Raw genomic sequence first — 15,015 nt, 5'->3', positions numbered from 1 at the left:
TCCCTAGAACCCGGTCATACCGGTCTCTCAGAGCCCGTTCTTCTCGTGTCCAGGAGGTCAATGTGACGTCGCCCCGCGCCATCAGCGCAGTAGGCCGATTGAGGGCAGCGGTTTTCGCCTTGCTGTTCCTAGCCATCGGCGTCCAGGCCGCCGACTTCGAGGTCGCCGACATTCGCGTCGAGGGTCTTCAGCGTATTGCTGCTGGAACCATCTTCAACTATCTGCCGGTGCAGGTTGGTGATCAGGTCAGCGAAGGCATCACCGGCAATATCATCCGCGCGCTCTACGCAACCGGTTTCTTCAGTGACGTGAAGGTTGAGCGCGAAGGCGATGTGCTGATCGTCGTGGTGCGCGAGCGACCGGCGATTGCCCAGATCGATCTCTCCGGCAACAAGTCGCTGAAGACCGATCAACTGATCCAGGGGCTTGAGGAGATCGGCCTCGCCGAGGGTCGGGTGTTCAATCCGGCGATGCTTGATCGGATCAAACAAGAACTGCTTCGGCAGTATTTTAGTGCTGGCAAGTATGGGGTCGACGTCGATTCCACGATCTCGCCACTGGATCGCAATCGGGTTGCGGTCAGGATTGCGATCACCGAAGGGCGCACCGCGCGCATCAAACAGATCAATATCATCGGCAACCAGGCATTCTCCGACAAAGAGTTGTTGAAGCAGTTCGACCTTGGGACCACGAGGTGGCATTCGTTCTACACCAAGAACGACCAGTACTCGAAGCAGAAGCTTGGTGGTGATCTCGAGGACTTACGCTCGTTCTATCTTGATCGTGGCTATGTCAATTTCGAGATTACCTCGACCCAAGTCTCGATCAGCCCGGATAAGGACGGCATGTACGTCACCATCGCAATTGAAGAGGGCGATGTGTATCGGGTGAAAGACATCAAGCTGGCGGGTGAGTCTTCGGTCCCCACCGAGGAGCTCTTCCCGCTGATTCACCTGCGTCGAGGCGAAGACTTCTCTCGTATCAAGGCGACCGAGAGCGCAGAGCGGATCTCAGAGCTGCTGGGTAGTGAGGGTTATGCCTTTGCTAACGTCAATGCAGTGCCAGAAATCGATGAAGAAAATAAGGAGGTGAGCATCACCTTCTTCGTCGATCCCGGCAAACGTGTCTATGTTCGGCGAATTAACATGGAAGGCAACACACGCACCCGTGATGTGGTGTTGCGGCGCGAGATGCGCCAGCTGGAGCGTGCCTGGTTTTCTACCGAATTGGTCAAGCGTTCGCGTGAGCGTTTGCAGCGGCTTGGCTACTTCGAGGATGTCACCATCGAAACACCGGCCGTGCCCGGCCTCGCCGATCAGGTGGATGTTGATGTAAGGGTGAAGGAAAGGCCCTCTGGCAATCTGCTTGCTGGCGTCGGCTTTTCGCAGTCGCAGGGCATCTTGTTCAATGCCAGCGTGACCCAGAATAATTTCCTGGGTACGGGTAAGCGCGTCTCGTTGGCGCTGAATACGAGCCGCAGTACCCAGCTCTATCGATTGGCCTACACCAACCCTTACTTTACGGTCGATGGCATTAGCCGAGGCTTTGATCTGAGCTACCGGGCAACGAATTTCGATGATCTCACCGGCGCCGATTATACGACCGATGTTGGCATTGCCGAGGTTAATTTTGGTTTGCCGATCTCTGATAATAGTCGTGCCGGCCTCGGCTTTCGCTACCAGTATACCCATTTCTTTCCAGGTGGAGCCTCGCGGCTGGCACAAGACTTCGTTGATAAGAATGGGGATAAGTTCAACGATTTTTTCTTGACCGCCAGCTACACCAGAGATAGTCGGGATTCGGCGATTTTCCCGAACCGGGGCGCGGTACAGCGCATCTTTGGCGAAATTGCCATTCCAGGTAGCGACCTTCAGTATTACAGGCTGAATGTGCAGGGTCGCCAGTACATCCCGCTGACACGTCGTTTCACCTTTGCCTTAAAGGGTGACCTGGGCTACGGCGCCGGCTACGGCGATACGGAGCAACTTCCGTTCTTCGATAATTTCTACGCGGGTGGACCACAATCGGTGCGTGGCTATGAGGCCTACTCACTCGGCCCGCGTGAGTTTGGCGGCGACGAAGATCCAGTCGGAGGTAATCTCAAGCTCACGGGCTCGCTTGAGATTTACGCGCCGCCGCCCATCGGTGGTCGCTTTGAGAACAGCGTGCGTCTCGGTGCGTTCTTTGACTTCGGCAATGTTTGGTGGACCGAGTCAAACTCATTGGTTGAGCCAACCGGTTTCGATCTTGGCGAGCTTCGCTACTCGACCGGTCTCTCTTTCGCTTGGCTGTCGCCCGTTGGAGCCTTGTCGTTGAGTTTGGCTTATCCGGTCAACTCCAAGGATGAGGATGAGACCCAGGTCTTCCAGTTCTCGTTCGGGCAGGCATTCTAGAGTCGAGTTGTCATGTTGAAACCCCTTTTGACCGCTTCTGTCGCATGCGTGTTTCTGTTTGTCGGTACGCTGTCTGCAGAAGAGTCGTTTCGTATCGCCGTGATTGATCCGAATCGGATCGTTGAGGAGTCGCCTCAATACGAGGCTGCGCGCAATCTGCTGAGCGCAGAGGCCCAGGAGCGGGAGGCCGAGCTGACCTCGCAGCAGGATGATATTGCGCGCTTGGAAACACGCCTTGAGCGTGACGGTGCCTTGATGCGCGCCGATGAGGTGACGCGGCTGCGCAACGACATTCGTGCCCGCGAGCGAAGGCTACGTTATGCGCAGGAGGAACTGCAAGCTGACTTCGCACTGCGTCAGAGCGATCTGCGCACGAAGCTCGTTCAGCAGGTCGAAGAAGTGGTAGAGCAGGTCGCCAAAGACAACGGTATCGACCTCATCTTGAGCGAAGGCGTGGTCTATTCGAGTGCGCGCGCCGATATCTCAGACGAGGTCATCAGCCGCTTGAAAGAGGTCTTCGAGAAGCCCTGAGATCACCTTCTAGGCGCCTGTGCGTTTCGGATCGATGACTCAAGACAGCCAAGACGATGCTGCTGACTGAGCTTGCCAGGCGAATCGGTGCCGAGCTGCGAGGAGCGGGCGCCGCCCTCGAGATCCAAGATATTTGCGCGCTGGCCGATGGTCATCCTTCCGCAGTCACTTATGTTAGCGCCCAGAAGTATCGATCTGCGCTGCGAGCGACCCATGCCGGAGCCGTGATTTTGACGCCAGCCTTGGCTGGGGATGCACCCTGTCCTTGTCTGTTGGTCGACAACCCGGTACTGGCGTTTGCGCGCGCTGCCGAGCTATTGCACCCGCGGAGGCGCGCGCCGGCTGGGTGCCACCCCAGTGCTGTGATTGCGATGAGCGCCGAGGTGCATCCCACCGCGTCGATCGGTGCGCTCTGCGTTATTGAGGAGGGGGTGCGGATTGCCGCTGGTGTCGAGATAGGACCTCAGTGCGTGATTCAGCGCGATAGCCTGATTGGCGCCGAGACACGTCTGGTGGCGGCGGTCACGGTTTGTGAGCGGACGATCATTGGCAAACGTGTACTATTACATCCTGGTGCGGTGATCGGTAGAGAAGGGTTTGGCTTTGCACGGGACGGCGAACGCTGGATTCGGATTCCGCAGATTGGTCGCGTGCGTCTTGGCGACGATGTCGAGGTCGGCGCCAATAGCGCCGTGGATCGTGGCGCGATCGGTGAGACGGTCATCGGCAATGGGGTTAAGATCGACAACCTGATCCAGATTGGGCATAACGTCGAGGTTGGTGAGCATACCGCGATGGCGGCTTGCTCCGGGATCTCGGGCTCAACGCGGATTGGCAAGGGCTGCACGATCGCTGGTGCCGTCGGCATGGCTGGGCACCTTGAGATCGGCGACGATGTGCACTTCACGGGGATGGCCATGGTGACCCGTTCATTTGCGGAGCCGGGTACCTACAGCAGTGGAATTCCGGCCATGTCGAGTGCCGATTGGCGACGTAATGTCGCGCGCTTTCGGCATCTTGACGCGATGGCGAAGCGCTTGCGGCGGCTCGAGGAGCGAGTGGCCGAGCTGCAGGAGGCTCAGCGCGAGCAAGCAGACTGAGCAAGAACGAGTAAGGTGATGAGACAGCGTGATGTTGGCGTGCAGCCGGCTCTCTGGAGGTGGTCTTGATTAACATGGATATCCATAAGGTGCTCAGCCTGCTGCCGCACCGTTATCCGTTTCTATTGGTCGATCGCGTGGTGCTGTTCAAGCCCAACGATCAACTGATCGGCTTGAAGAATGTGACCTTCAATGAGCCTTATTTTGCGGGTCATTTCCCGGTACGCCCGGTGATGCCTGGGGTGTTGATCATTGAGGCTCTGGCCCAGGCGACTGGGCTACTGGCGATGGAGTCCCGTCCGGAAGAGGTGGGAGAGAAGTCGCTTTACTACTTTGTCGGTATTGACAAGGCGCGCTTCAAGCGTCCTGTTGAGCCTGGTGATCAGCTTTTCCTTGATGTCAAGATCCGCAACGTCAAGCGCGGCATCTGGAAGTTCTCAGGGGAGGCGCGCGTCGATGAGCGCATGGTCGCAAGCGCTGAGATCATGTGTACCGCGCGGGATTTCTAAGCCTTGATCCATCCAACCGCGGTCGTCGATCCCTCGGCGCAATTCGACGCGGATGTCGAGGTTGGGCCCTATGCCATCATCGGCGCGGATGTCCGCATTGGCCGTGGCACCCGGATTGGCCCCCATGCCCTGGTGCGTGGTCCTAGCGTCATTGGTCGTGACAACCGGATCTTTCAGTTTGCATCGGTAGGCGAAGATCCTCAGGACAAGAAGTACGGTGGTGAGCCGACGACCTTGACCCTGGGGGATCGCAATGTGGTGCGCGAGTCCGCGACCATCCATCGGGGTACGGTCCAGGGCTATGGCGAGACCCGCATCGGCAACGATAACCTGTTCATGGCCTACACCCATGTCGCACATGATTGCATCATCGGTGACCAGGTGATCATGGCTAATGCCGCCTCTCTTGGCGGCCATGTGGTGATCGAGGATTGGGCTATCCTCGGTGGCTTTACCATCGTGCATCAATTCTGCCGTATCGGTGCACACAGTTTCAGCGCCATGGGCTCGGTGATCGGCAAGGATGTGCCACCCTATATCACCATTGACGGTCATCCGGCGGTGCCGCGCGGGATCAATAGCGAAGGCCTGAAGCGCCGGCAGTTCTCGACTGATCAGATCAGTGCGATTCGACGCGCTTACCGACTCCTCTATCTATCGAACCTCAAGCTCGATGAGGCGACAGGTGCTTTGGATACGCTTGCCAAAGCTCAACCCGTGGTCGCTGCGATGACCGCCTTTCTGGATGCGAGTGCTCGCAGTATCGTCCGCTGATCCCCGCATCGTGCAAGCGTCCGATTCGAGCCCATCCCAACCGTTGATCGGCATCATCGCGAATGAGCCCTCGGGTGATCAGCTGGGGGCCCTGCTTGTGCGGGCGCTGCGCGAACGACAGCCTGACCTGCGCTTCGTCGGTGTTGCTGGTCCGAAGATGCTCGCCGAAGGTTGCGAGACCTTGTTCCCAATGGAGCGGCTCTCGGTGATGGGGCTGGTTGAGGTGGCCAAGGTGCTTCCAGACCTGCTCCGCGCTCGGCGTGATCTGGTGCGCGGATTGCCGCAGCTCAATCCACGACTTGTGATCGGCATCGATGCACCGGACTTCAACCTTGGCCTGGAGCGGCGCCTCCGTGCTCGCGGTCTGACGACCGTGCATCTGGTGAGTCCAACGGTTTGGGCCTGGCGCAGAGGTCGGGTGAAGCAGATCCGGCGCTCGGTCGATCTGATGCTGAGTATCTTTCCCTTCGAGGCGGATTTCCTGCGCGCGCACCGCGTCCCGGTGCAATACATCGGCCATCCCCTAGCCGACGAGCTCCCGCTGCAGCCCGACCGTGCGGCCGCGCGTAGCGCCCTAGGATTCGGCTTGCACGCACAGGCGGCAGAGGTTGCTCAAACCCCAATCTCCGCTGAAGCCTTGGCTGCAGAGGCGTCTGCCGAGCCACTTGAGCCATCGGCCGGTGTGATCGCCATCCTTCCCGGCAGTCGGCGTAGCGAGATCGAGCAGCTCGGTCAGCCCATGCTGGAGACGGCGGCTTGGTGTCATGCCCAGCGACCGGGGCTGCGCTTTCTTGCGCCCATGGTCTCGGATGCCCTGCGTCAGCGCTTCGAGGCGATGCGCTGCGAGATGGCGCCTCAGCTTCCGCTTAAGGTATTCAACGGTCAGAGCCGCGAGGCCATGGCAGCCGCTGATGTGGTGCTGACCGCCTCGGGAACCGCAACCCTGGAGGCGCTGCTGGCGAAGCGGCCCATGTTGGTCGCCTATCGGCTGCATCCGCTGACCTATTGGCTGGTGACTCGGCTGCGGCTGATTAAGGTCCGTTATGCAGCGATGGCCAACCTCTTGGTGGGACGCGAGCTGGCGCCCGAGTTTCTCCAAGACCGCTGCCGCCCCGACCTGATGGGGCCAGCCTTGTTGGCATTGCTCGATGATCCTCATCGCCGGGTTGAGATTGAGACCGCCTATCGGCAAGTCCATCTTGCGCTGCGGCAGCAGGCTGCGCAGCGCGCAGCCGAGGCGATTCTAGCGCTAGTCGATCGATCCAAGGCTTGCGATCATGGTTGATTCAAAGGTGCATGATTCAAGGAGTCTTGATCCAGATGCGCTTGATCTTGCTGGGCTCAAACCGACCCTAAGCGAGCGGGTTGCTGGTGTCGATGAGGCAGGGCGGGGTCCGCTCGCGGGGCCAGTTTGCGCGGCCGCGGTGATCCTGAATCCGGCGCAGTGTCCGATCGGAATCGCGGATTCGAAGCTGCTCTCTGCCAAGCGACGCGAAACGCTGGCGGCTGCGATCGAAGACTCCGCGATCGCCTGGGCGGTCGCCTTCGTCGATGTTGCCGAGATCGACCGCATCAATATCCTCCAGGCGTCGCTGTTGGCGATGCGCCGCGCGCTTGATGCCTTGAGGCTGGCCCCAACACTGGCACTGATCGACGGTAACCGCTGTCCTGAGGGACTGAGCTGCGCGTCGCAGGCCATCGTGCGCGGAGATCGAAGAGTGCTGTCCATTGGCGCTGCATCCATCTTGGCCAAGGTAGCGCGTGATCAGGAGATGTGCCGACTAGATCAGTGTCATCCTGGCTACGGCTTCGCTCAACACAAGGGCTATGGTACCAAGGCCCACCTCGCTGCCTTGGACCGGCTTGGTCCTTGTATCGCGCATCGCCGCAGCTTCGCCCCGGTGCGGTCGCGACTCGAGAAGGCGGCTGTGGCGGTCGATTCAGATCCAGCAGATCCCACCCACCAGCGGGGAGCTGTAGATCGACCTGCGGAACGCGGCGCGTGATCTCGCGCGTTAGGGTTGACAATATGGCGATTTAGGCTCTCGGAATCTGCCTGAAACCCCATTGCTCAGGATTATCTGAGCTGATATTGATGCATGGCGAGCGTGGCGTGACTGAACGCCACAACCTTGCTCTCACTGCTGTGCGAGCGTCTCGAACGACGACTCAGAGGACCATGATGAACCGAGCCCAGCCCCAAGCCACCCTCAGCTGCTCAGCCTTGCCGCAGCCCGCCCCGAGGATCGAGCCGCTGATCCAGCAGCCCCGATCCCTCGGCTGGTTGAGCCGTTTGGTGTTCAGTCTGGCGATGCTAGTTGTGGCTGCACCGCTGCTGTCGGGAATGTCGGTGGCGCGTGCCGCAGACGCTCATCTATCTTTGGACAGGCTGCCAGGGACACCCCAGGCGCCCGATTTTGTGCTGATGGGGGCCGACGGTGATACATACCGCCTAGCAGATTTCAAAGGCCAGCCGCTGATCGTCAACTTTTGGGCAACCTGGTGTCCGCCCTGCCGCGCCGAGATGCCCTCAATGCAACGCGCCTGGGAGCAGATCGAGCAAGAGGGTATCGGCCTCATCGCGATCAACGTCGGCGAGGACCTGGAAACGGTTCAGGCCTTTTTAGAACAGGTGCCAGTGAACTTTCCATTACCGCTGGATACTGACTCCAGGATCGCCCAGCGCTGGCCGATGCGTGGCTTGCCCACCACCTTTGTGGTCGCTCCAGATGGGCGCCTGATCTACCAGGCGATCGGCGAGCGCGAATGGGATGACCCGGCCCTCTTGGAGAAGGTGCGTGCGCTGAAAATAGCCGAGTAATGCAACTGCTTCGCGCATCGAGGCCGGCACCTACTAGGCCGGCATCTAGGCGGGACACCCAGGGCCAGGCTTGGCTGCGGCTTCGCGGGCTTGCAATCGGGGCCGGCGAGCACGACGTTTGCACCAAGATCAACGGAGATATTGCGTGCTATGACGGCTGTTCATCTCACTGCCCCTGATATCGACCCGAAAGAGGTCGCCTACTTCGAGAAGCTTGCCCACCGCTGGTGGGACGAGAACGGTCCTTTTTGGCCGCTGCACAAGCTGAATCGGTTCCGAGCCGACTACATCCGCGCGCAGCTCTGCCGCATCTTTGCGCGCGATGCGACGGCGAGGCAGCCGCTTGAGGGGCTGCAGCTGCTGGACATCGGCTGCGGCGGCGGCATCCTCAGCGAGTCGATGGCGCGTCTTGGCGCACGCGTAACCGGCACTGAGATCACCGAGAAGAATATTCGCGTGTCTCAGATTCACGCAAGCTGGAGTGGGCTTGATATCGATTATCGCCTGGTTACCGCGCGCGAGCTTGCCAATGCCGGCGAGACCTTTGATGCCGTGCTCAACATGGAAGTGGTCGAGCATGTCGATCATCTGCCCGACTTCCTCGCCGACTGCGCGCGCTTGGTGCGTCCAGGCGGCGTGATGGTGGTGGCGACCATCAACCGCACCCCCCTGGCCTGGATCACCGCCATTATCGGTGCCGAGTGGATCATGGGCTGGCTGCCGAAAGGCACCCATCACTACCGCAAGCTGGTCAAGCCCGACGAGCTCATGCAGGGGCTCGGCGAGCAACTGGTTCCCTTGGATCGCACGGGCGTGCGGGTGAGTCCCTTCAATCGGTCATTCAGTTTTACTGACTCGATGGCGGTCAATTATATGATGCTGTTCCGACACAATCCTGAGGTGGCTGAAGGATGAAGATCGCTCTCTTCGGGGCAACCGGCGGAACCGGCCGTCAAGTCCTCAGCCAGGGGCTCGCTAAAGGCGATGGTTTTCATGTCTTGGCTCGCTCGCCCGAGACACTGCAGCCAGCAACGGATCTTGAGGTCATCGCTGGTGATGTGCTTGATCAAGCCGCGGTTGATCGCTGCCTGACCGGCACCGATGCAGTGATCTGCGTGCTCGGCAGTCATGGTAGTGCGGAGCCTGTTGAGGCCGATGGGACCGAGCGCATCATTGCCGGCATGCAGCGCCTTGGTATCAATCGGCTCGTCGCGGTGACCTCAATGGGCGTCGGCGACAGCCGTGAGCAGGTGCCGGGCTTCTTCCGCGTCATCATGCAGCTGACCCTGAAGAAGATTATGGCGGCGAAGGAGCGCCAAGAGCAGCTGATCCGTGAAAGCGGGCTGGACTGGACCATTGTGCGCCCGGGTGGGTTGACCGATGGTCCGGCCACTGGGAGCTATCTGAGCGGCACGGACAAGTCGATCAAGGCCACGCGCATCTCGCGCGCTGATGTCGCCGACTTCGTGCTTCAACAACTGCGCGATGATCGCTATCTGCATCAGGCGCCGTCCCTGAGTTGATGGATGACTCCCATCGCTACGCCACGCGCATCAGCCTGGTCTTTTTTGGTTATCTGTTCATCGCGCTGTTGCTTGCCGCTGCGCTGACCTATCCCCTGATGCAGACCGGCTGGCTCGACCTCGAGCCGAAGCGGGTAATGGGGCGGCTTGCCCAACTGTTGATCTTACTGGGGCTCTGGCCCTTCTTAGGGTTGATGGGGGTCGCCAATCGCCAGGCGCTTGGTCTCGCACCGCAGCGCGCCGATCTGTTACGAGCGATTCGCGGTGGCTGGTTGCTCGGCGTTGTCATCCTCGCCGCCTTGGTTCTGGTTGAGCTTTACCTTGGCATTCGGATACCGGATCGCGATGGATTGAGGCCACTGAGCCTGCTCGAGAAGGCCGTGGCGGCTCTGATCGGCGGTCTGCTGATTGGTCTGCTTGAAGAACTCTTCTTCCGCGGTGCGCTCTACTCAGCCATCCGGCGCCGCGCGAGTATCGGCGCGGCCGCCGTCGGCTCAGCCGCGCTCTATGCGCTGGTGCATTTCCTCAAGCCACATGCGCTGCCGCCGGATGTCGCCTTCGACTGGGCGGGCACCTGGAGCATGTTCCTGCACGTCTTCGTGGGTCTGTTCCAGTGGCAGCACCTAGACTCGCTGACCGCCTTGTTCAGCGCTGGAATCTTTCTGGCCTTGGTCCGCGAGCGCAGTGGGCACATCGGCTGGAGTGTGGGCCTACATGCTGGTTGGGTGTTTGTGATTCAGCTCACGCGTCGCGCCACCGATGGTGATCTGACCTCGCCTTGGGCCTTTCTTGCGGGCCAATACGATGGGGTGATCGGTTGGCTAGCCGCGCTCTGGATCGCCCTCTTCACTTGGGCTTATTGGCGGATCAGTGGATGGCAAGCCCAGCGTCGCGGGAAGACAAGCCGCCGTCAAGCATCTCATGCCGGGTCTTAGCGATGTCCATCAACGGCTTCCTGATGTTGAGCACCGCTGGGCGATCATCGGGAAATAGAAGGTCGACAGCTGCTTAGCTAGGCAGCCACCTAGCATTGCTGGCGGTACGGTCTCTGGCTTCCGTGGTTTGCAGCGGCGGTACCGTTGCGGCCTTATCGCTGTTGCAGGCAGTCTTGCAGCCAAACCAGAGTACCCGCTGGCCGGGGGTCGCCTTAAAGGTCTTGTCCGCTTCGATCAGGGTCGCTTCGTTGTCGCTATTGATCACCAGCAGCGGGATCGCGCCCTCGGGCAAGGTGGAGCGCAGCGCCTTCAGATCGAAGCTTTCGCTGATGCGGGTGCCGTAAAAGCCCCAGCTTTGATACCAGTGGCGTTGCAGATCTTCATATTGCACCTCGCTGGAGAACGCGGTGCGCCCGCGCGCGGCTGGCGATGGCCGCCGCGTCTCACTGGTATCTCCGCTCGCGAGCTGAAAGACCTTTTGGGTGCCAAGCTCAGGCGCGAAGTGCGCGCAGACCAATGCGTTATAGGCGTCGTTGTTGCTGACTGCGAGCAGATTGCCATAGGCGCCGAGCTCCAGTGCATACTCGGCGTGTTCCGAGAGCAGTTCGCCGAAATAGATTGGCACTCCGGCTAGGCGCGCGCCACGTAATCGGTGCCAGGCATTATCGACCAGGATCACTGGCACCTCGCGCTCGTGCAGGGCCTTGGCTAGGCCATTGCTCCAGGCCGTGCCACCCGCAATAATCAGGCCGCCACGTCGCTGCGCGCTCAGACTCAGGCGCCGGGCCATCCAGCCCAAGCTGAAGCCATGCAAGACCACGGTGAGCAAGATCAGTGTGAATACGAGCGGCAGCAATTGCTCTGCGCCAGAGAAGCCACGCTCGGCCAGCGCAGGTCCGAAGACGCCAGCGACAGCCGCCGCCACCACACCGCGTGGCGCGATCCAGCCTAAGAGTGCGCGCTCCTGCCAGGGCATCCCGGCGCCGATGGTGCTGATCCAGACCGCGAGTGGGCGGACAATAAAGATGACCACCAGGATCAACGCGCCGCTGCGCCAATCCATCGCTGCCATGATGTGCGGGTCCAGATCGGCGGTGAGCAGCAAGAAGACCCCGGAGACCAGCAGGATAGCGACGTATTCCTTGAAGCGGCGGATCTCGCCGATGCTCGGCAGGTTCATGTTGCCAAGCACGATCCCGAGCACGGTGGCGGCAATCAAACCCGCCTCATGCAGCACCATGTTAGAGAGTGCATAGACGCCGATCGCCGTGGCGAGTGCAAGCGGACCCTTTAGATATTCCGGTACCTTGCCGGCAAGGAAGGCTCTTCCGAGCAGCCAACCGCCAACGCCGCCGAGGAACAGCGCGGCGGCAACACCAGTGGCCATGCGCAAGAAGGCCTCATCCAGCGGGCTCGGGCCTGCGCCTGCGCCGGCGACGTAGTCGAACAGCACCACCACCAGTAAGGCACCGATGGGATCATTGACGATGCCTTCCCATTTCAAATAGGACGCTGGACGTCGCTTTAAGCGCGCCTGACGCAGCAGCGGTAGGATGACGGTGGGGCCAGTCACGATCATGATCGCGCCGAAGATCAGCGCGACTGCCCAGGACAGACCACCAACCCAATGCGCCGCAGCCGCCGTCAGCCCCAAGCTCAATACCACCGTGATGGTCACGAGGCGGTTGACGCCAGAGGCGGCCTGTCTCAGTTCAGCGAAATGGAGCGACAGGCCACCTTCGAACAGGATCGCGGCGACGGCGAGATTGATCAGCGGTTGATAGGCATCGCCTAGGGCCTCGCTTGGCCGAAAAATGCCTAGCACGGGGCCGATCAAGAGCCCGCTCAGACTGAGCAGGATGATGGCCGGAATCTGCAGTCGCCAACCGATCCATTGCGCCGCGATGCCGATGACCATCAACAGGGCGAGGATCTCGGTGAGGTGAGGCGTCATCATCGGTGCCACCTCCGGTTGAAGCTGTCGTCGATGATGTGTTCGATCTCGGCGCCTTTGGCCTCGATATCAGCGACTAACGCAAGTTGGATCAGCGTTTTGTCGAGGTTCTGGCGCGGGCGGGTGACGCGGAAGTAGCGGTCGCCTTGGAGATAATCGGTCAAGAACCGGATCGCGAGTTCGAGCGGAATCAATCGGATGGCGGGGTACAGGAACGCGATGCTATCGTTGTCGAACAGCGAAGCGGCAAGCTCTGCATAGCCGCCCAACAGCGCCCGGCAGAGATCGAGATCGAAGGTCGCCGAGGGCTTGCCAATCAGTCGCTTATCATCCGTCGGCTGGCCGTTATGCGGACTGGCGATGCCGTTGCGGTTGCAGCAGGAGCGCAGGCAGTCCGCAACGTCCTGATGCAGGAGTCCAGGTTGGACTGTATCCAAGTCGATGAGGCAAAGAGCCCGGTCTTCGCCCTTCGCAAACAGCACGTTATCGAGCTTTGGGTCGCCGTGGGTGACAGAAAGAGCAAGTCGCCCATCACCCCAAGCCTGCTGCAGTAGCGGGATCAGAGCCGCGCGAGCCTCGATTTGCGCGAGCGCGGAAGCCACCACCGCGTCTACTCGACGCAGGCTTGAGTCGCTACCGCGCGTCTGATCAAGCAACGGGTGACCAATCGCGTCGATCCCGCCGAGTCGAGTCGTCTTGTCGATTTTGGTGGTCTTGGCACTATCTGCCGCATTGGCAGAGAGGGTCGAGGTGACGACCCACTCGAGTCTCGCCTTATAGCCTGGGGTGTCGTGCAGCCCTGGTAGCGTCAGCGCTAACCGTCTTGGGTTGAGCCCGGCCAAGGCGGCATGGAATCGACCGAGGGCGCGGCCAACCTCGGCTGCCTGGGCGAGGTTCTCCAGTGGCTTGACGACGCGACTGTTGTCAATGTACTCGAGTAGTCGCCAGGCCTGTCCATCGGCGTCTCGCAGCGTCGCCTCGCCGCCAGCGGCGCGAATCAGCCGCGGTAAGCGCACAGTGGTGTTGGCCTGCGTGCCGAGCCAGGATTGCACCTGCAGGAGATTTCCTGCGATGGCATCGGCATCAGCGAACACAGCGCCGTTGATCCGCTGGAGTACGAAGCGATTTCCGCCGGCCTCAACCAAGCGGGTATCGTTGATCAACCCCTCGCCGAGCGGACTCAGGCGCAAAGGATATGTGCTCACCAGAAAACGCCGCGCCATGCGCTCGGCAACCGCATCCTGCCCCCGACAGCACCCGCTTGACTGACCATCCATCATCTCTACCCCGCACCGCCCGCCGTAACTCGTTCTTCCCGCGGTGGCAATACTCGGGAACAGAGTCGATCTCACTCCGCTCGCAGCTTAAGCCAGGCCGCCGACTGACAAAGTCTAGCAACTTTCGGACGGACGCTTACTGAGGTATGATATACAGCTCAGCACCACTAAACGCGCCCTTAGCTCAGTTGGTAGAGCATCTGACTTTTAATCAGGTGGTCGTGCGTTCGAGTCGCACAGGGCGCACCATATAAAACAACGGGTTAGATTCAGATGGGTCTAGCCCGTTTTTCTTTAGGTGGGACCTAGGGTGGGACTTGGAGCACCAGATAATTTTTGTGGTTTGCTCGAGTCCTGGCAACAGGTCGTCAATCAGCCGCCCTCTGTATCTTCAGCCGTCGTCTAGCTAACCACCCCTCAACTTGCCCCAAGTCAACGGTATCATCTCGTTCCCTGTGGTAGCGTCAGCCTCACTGACGAGTCAAGACGCGCAAGGCTAAGGTTCAGTCGCGTCAACTGCATGAGGCACTGGGGATGGTGAAAGCGATAGTCGTCGCTTCATGGCACTCGGATGACACGCGATTTGAGCAGCAAGACCAAGACTTTGCTCAGGGTCGCGCCGCTGTTGGGGTTGGCTACCTATCAACTGCCGTTCGGCCTCTTGGCTTCACCGCTCCTGAACATTGGCCTCGGTCCCACTTGGCCCAGTGCTCCTACCTCGCGGCCCTCCTGCTCGCGCTCGTTGTCTTTTCTCCTCTTCAAGCCGAAACCCTCCTTGGCCGAGCCACGCAGGTTCGCAATGGCGATGCCATCCCCACGATCCAACAGCGGATGTCGACGCCGAGATTCAAGTATCTCTCCATCTACCAAGTGCCATAGGGAGGTTTGGTATGGGGATGTTCAGAACAAGAAAACCGCGATGGGTGTGCCCGGAACTTCATCAGCGCATCGACTGGATCGAGAAGAATCCCCACCACAAGCGCGCAGGATCACAGGCCGGGATGCGCTTTGCGCGGTATCACGGCGCAGAAACGGTTGCCGAGTATTTCGAGCGCGGCGGCACTCGGTACGATCTGAAGTACGACAGCGAGCATCATCTACTCGCCGTGTTGCAGAGCACGCTTGACCTCGAGACGACATCACGGCGCGATCAAGCGATGGCCCCGCCTACTTCCGGTGGCGGAATCTATCTCGTCAC

Annotated in this window: 14 protein-coding genes and 1 tRNA gene; 13 read left to right on the top strand and 2 right to left on the bottom strand. The window is 60.3% G+C overall.

Annotated features, from left to right (window positions below; translation table 11 throughout):
• Positions 1-98 precede the first annotated feature (98 nt).
• From bamA to VBE63_RS05610, 11 genes are all read left to right on the top strand, one after another.
• Positions 99-2,393 carry an outer membrane protein assembly factor BamA gene (bamA, locus tag VBE63_RS05660; protein WP_323682072.1) on the top strand — a complete coding sequence of 765 codons (2,295 nt, stop codon included), beginning with the start codon at positions 99-101 and terminating at the stop codon, positions 2,391-2,393.
• Between the two features lie 27 nt (positions 2,394-2,420).
• Positions 2,421-2,924, top strand: a complete 504-nt coding sequence (locus VBE63_RS05655; protein ID WP_323682031.1) for an OmpH family outer membrane protein — start codon at positions 2,421-2,423, stop codon at positions 2,922-2,924.
• Positions 2,925-2,980: 56 nt separating this feature from the next.
• A complete protein-coding gene (gene lpxD / locus VBE63_RS05650) occupies positions 2,981-4,024 on the top strand; it encodes a UDP-3-O-(3-hydroxymyristoyl)glucosamine N-acyltransferase (RefSeq protein WP_323682030.1) in 1,044 nt (347 codons plus the stop codon).
• A gap of 74 nt (positions 4,025-4,098) precedes the next feature.
• Positions 4,099-4,533, top strand: a complete 435-nt coding sequence (gene fabZ / locus VBE63_RS05645; RefSeq protein ID WP_323682029.1) for a 3-hydroxyacyl-ACP dehydratase FabZ — start codon at positions 4,099-4,101, stop codon at positions 4,531-4,533.
• 3 nt (positions 4,534-4,536) lie between these two features.
• Positions 4,537-5,307, top strand: a complete 771-nt coding sequence (lpxA, locus tag VBE63_RS05640) for an acyl-ACP--UDP-N-acetylglucosamine O-acyltransferase (RefSeq protein WP_323682028.1) — start codon at positions 4,537-4,539, stop codon at positions 5,305-5,307.
• Between the two features lie 10 nt (positions 5,308-5,317).
• Positions 5,318-6,592, top strand: a complete 1,275-nt coding sequence (lpxB, locus tag VBE63_RS05635; protein ID WP_323682027.1) for a lipid-A-disaccharide synthase — start codon at positions 5,318-5,320, stop codon at positions 6,590-6,592.
• Positions 6,585-7,313, top strand: coding sequence for a ribonuclease HII (rnhB, locus tag VBE63_RS05630; protein ID WP_323682026.1), 729 nt, complete (start codon positions 6,585-6,587; stop codon positions 7,311-7,313). Before lpxB ends, rnhB begins: the two co-directional genes overlap by 8 nt.
• A 173-nt stretch (positions 7,314-7,486) precedes the next feature.
• Entirely contained in the window at positions 7,487-8,128 is a 642-nt protein-coding gene (locus tag VBE63_RS05625) for a TlpA disulfide reductase family protein (RefSeq protein ID WP_323682025.1), read from the top strand.
• A gap of 150 nt (positions 8,129-8,278) precedes the next feature.
• Positions 8,279-9,043: a bifunctional 2-polyprenyl-6-hydroxyphenol methylase/3-demethylubiquinol 3-O-methyltransferase UbiG gene (gene ubiG, locus VBE63_RS05620; RefSeq protein ID WP_323682024.1), complete on the top strand. Its 765-nt coding sequence runs from the start codon at positions 8,279-8,281 to the stop codon at positions 9,041-9,043.
• The gene (locus VBE63_RS05615) at positions 9,040-9,651 is read left to right on the top strand and encodes an NAD(P)-binding oxidoreductase (protein WP_323682023.1); all 612 of its coding nucleotides are present in this window, start codon (positions 9,040-9,042) and stop codon (positions 9,649-9,651) included. The genes ubiG and VBE63_RS05615 overlap by 4 nt, the downstream gene beginning before the upstream one ends.
• Positions 9,651-10,586 (top strand): CPBP family intramembrane glutamic endopeptidase, encoded by a 936-nt coding sequence (locus VBE63_RS05610; protein WP_323682022.1) that lies wholly within the window; start codon positions 9,651-9,653, stop codon positions 10,584-10,586. The genes VBE63_RS05615 and VBE63_RS05610 overlap by 1 nt, the downstream gene beginning before the upstream one ends.
• A 73-nt stretch (positions 10,587-10,659) precedes the next feature.
• Here VBE63_RS05610 and VBE63_RS05605 read toward each other — a convergent pair whose 3' ends face one another.
• Positions 10,660-12,543 (bottom strand): sodium:proton antiporter, encoded by a 1,884-nt coding sequence (locus VBE63_RS05605; RefSeq protein ID WP_323682021.1) that lies wholly within the window; start codon positions 12,541-12,543, stop codon positions 10,660-10,662.
• Complete coding sequence (locus tag VBE63_RS05600; protein WP_323682020.1) at positions 12,540-13,745, bottom strand: aminoglycoside phosphotransferase family protein; 1,206 nt, start codon at positions 13,743-13,745, stop codon at positions 12,540-12,542. Before VBE63_RS05600 ends, VBE63_RS05605 begins: the two co-directional genes overlap by 4 nt.
• 245 nt (positions 13,746-13,990) lie before the next feature.
• Between VBE63_RS05600 and VBE63_RS05595 the strand changes: the two genes are divergently transcribed.
• A tRNA-Lys gene (locus VBE63_RS05595) sits at positions 13,991-14,066 on the top strand.
• Positions 14,067-14,740: 674 nt separating this feature from the next.
• Positions 14,741-15,015: hypothetical protein (locus tag VBE63_RS05590; protein ID WP_323682019.1), on the top strand; the 275-nt coding region annotated here is incomplete at its 3' end.

Origin of the sequence: Lamprobacter sp., assembly GCF_034860625.1 — a bacterium.
Taxonomy (GTDB): domain Bacteria; phylum Pseudomonadota; class Gammaproteobacteria; order Chromatiales; family Chromatiaceae; genus Lamprobacter.
This window is presented reverse-complemented; position numbering and strand designations above follow the sequence as displayed.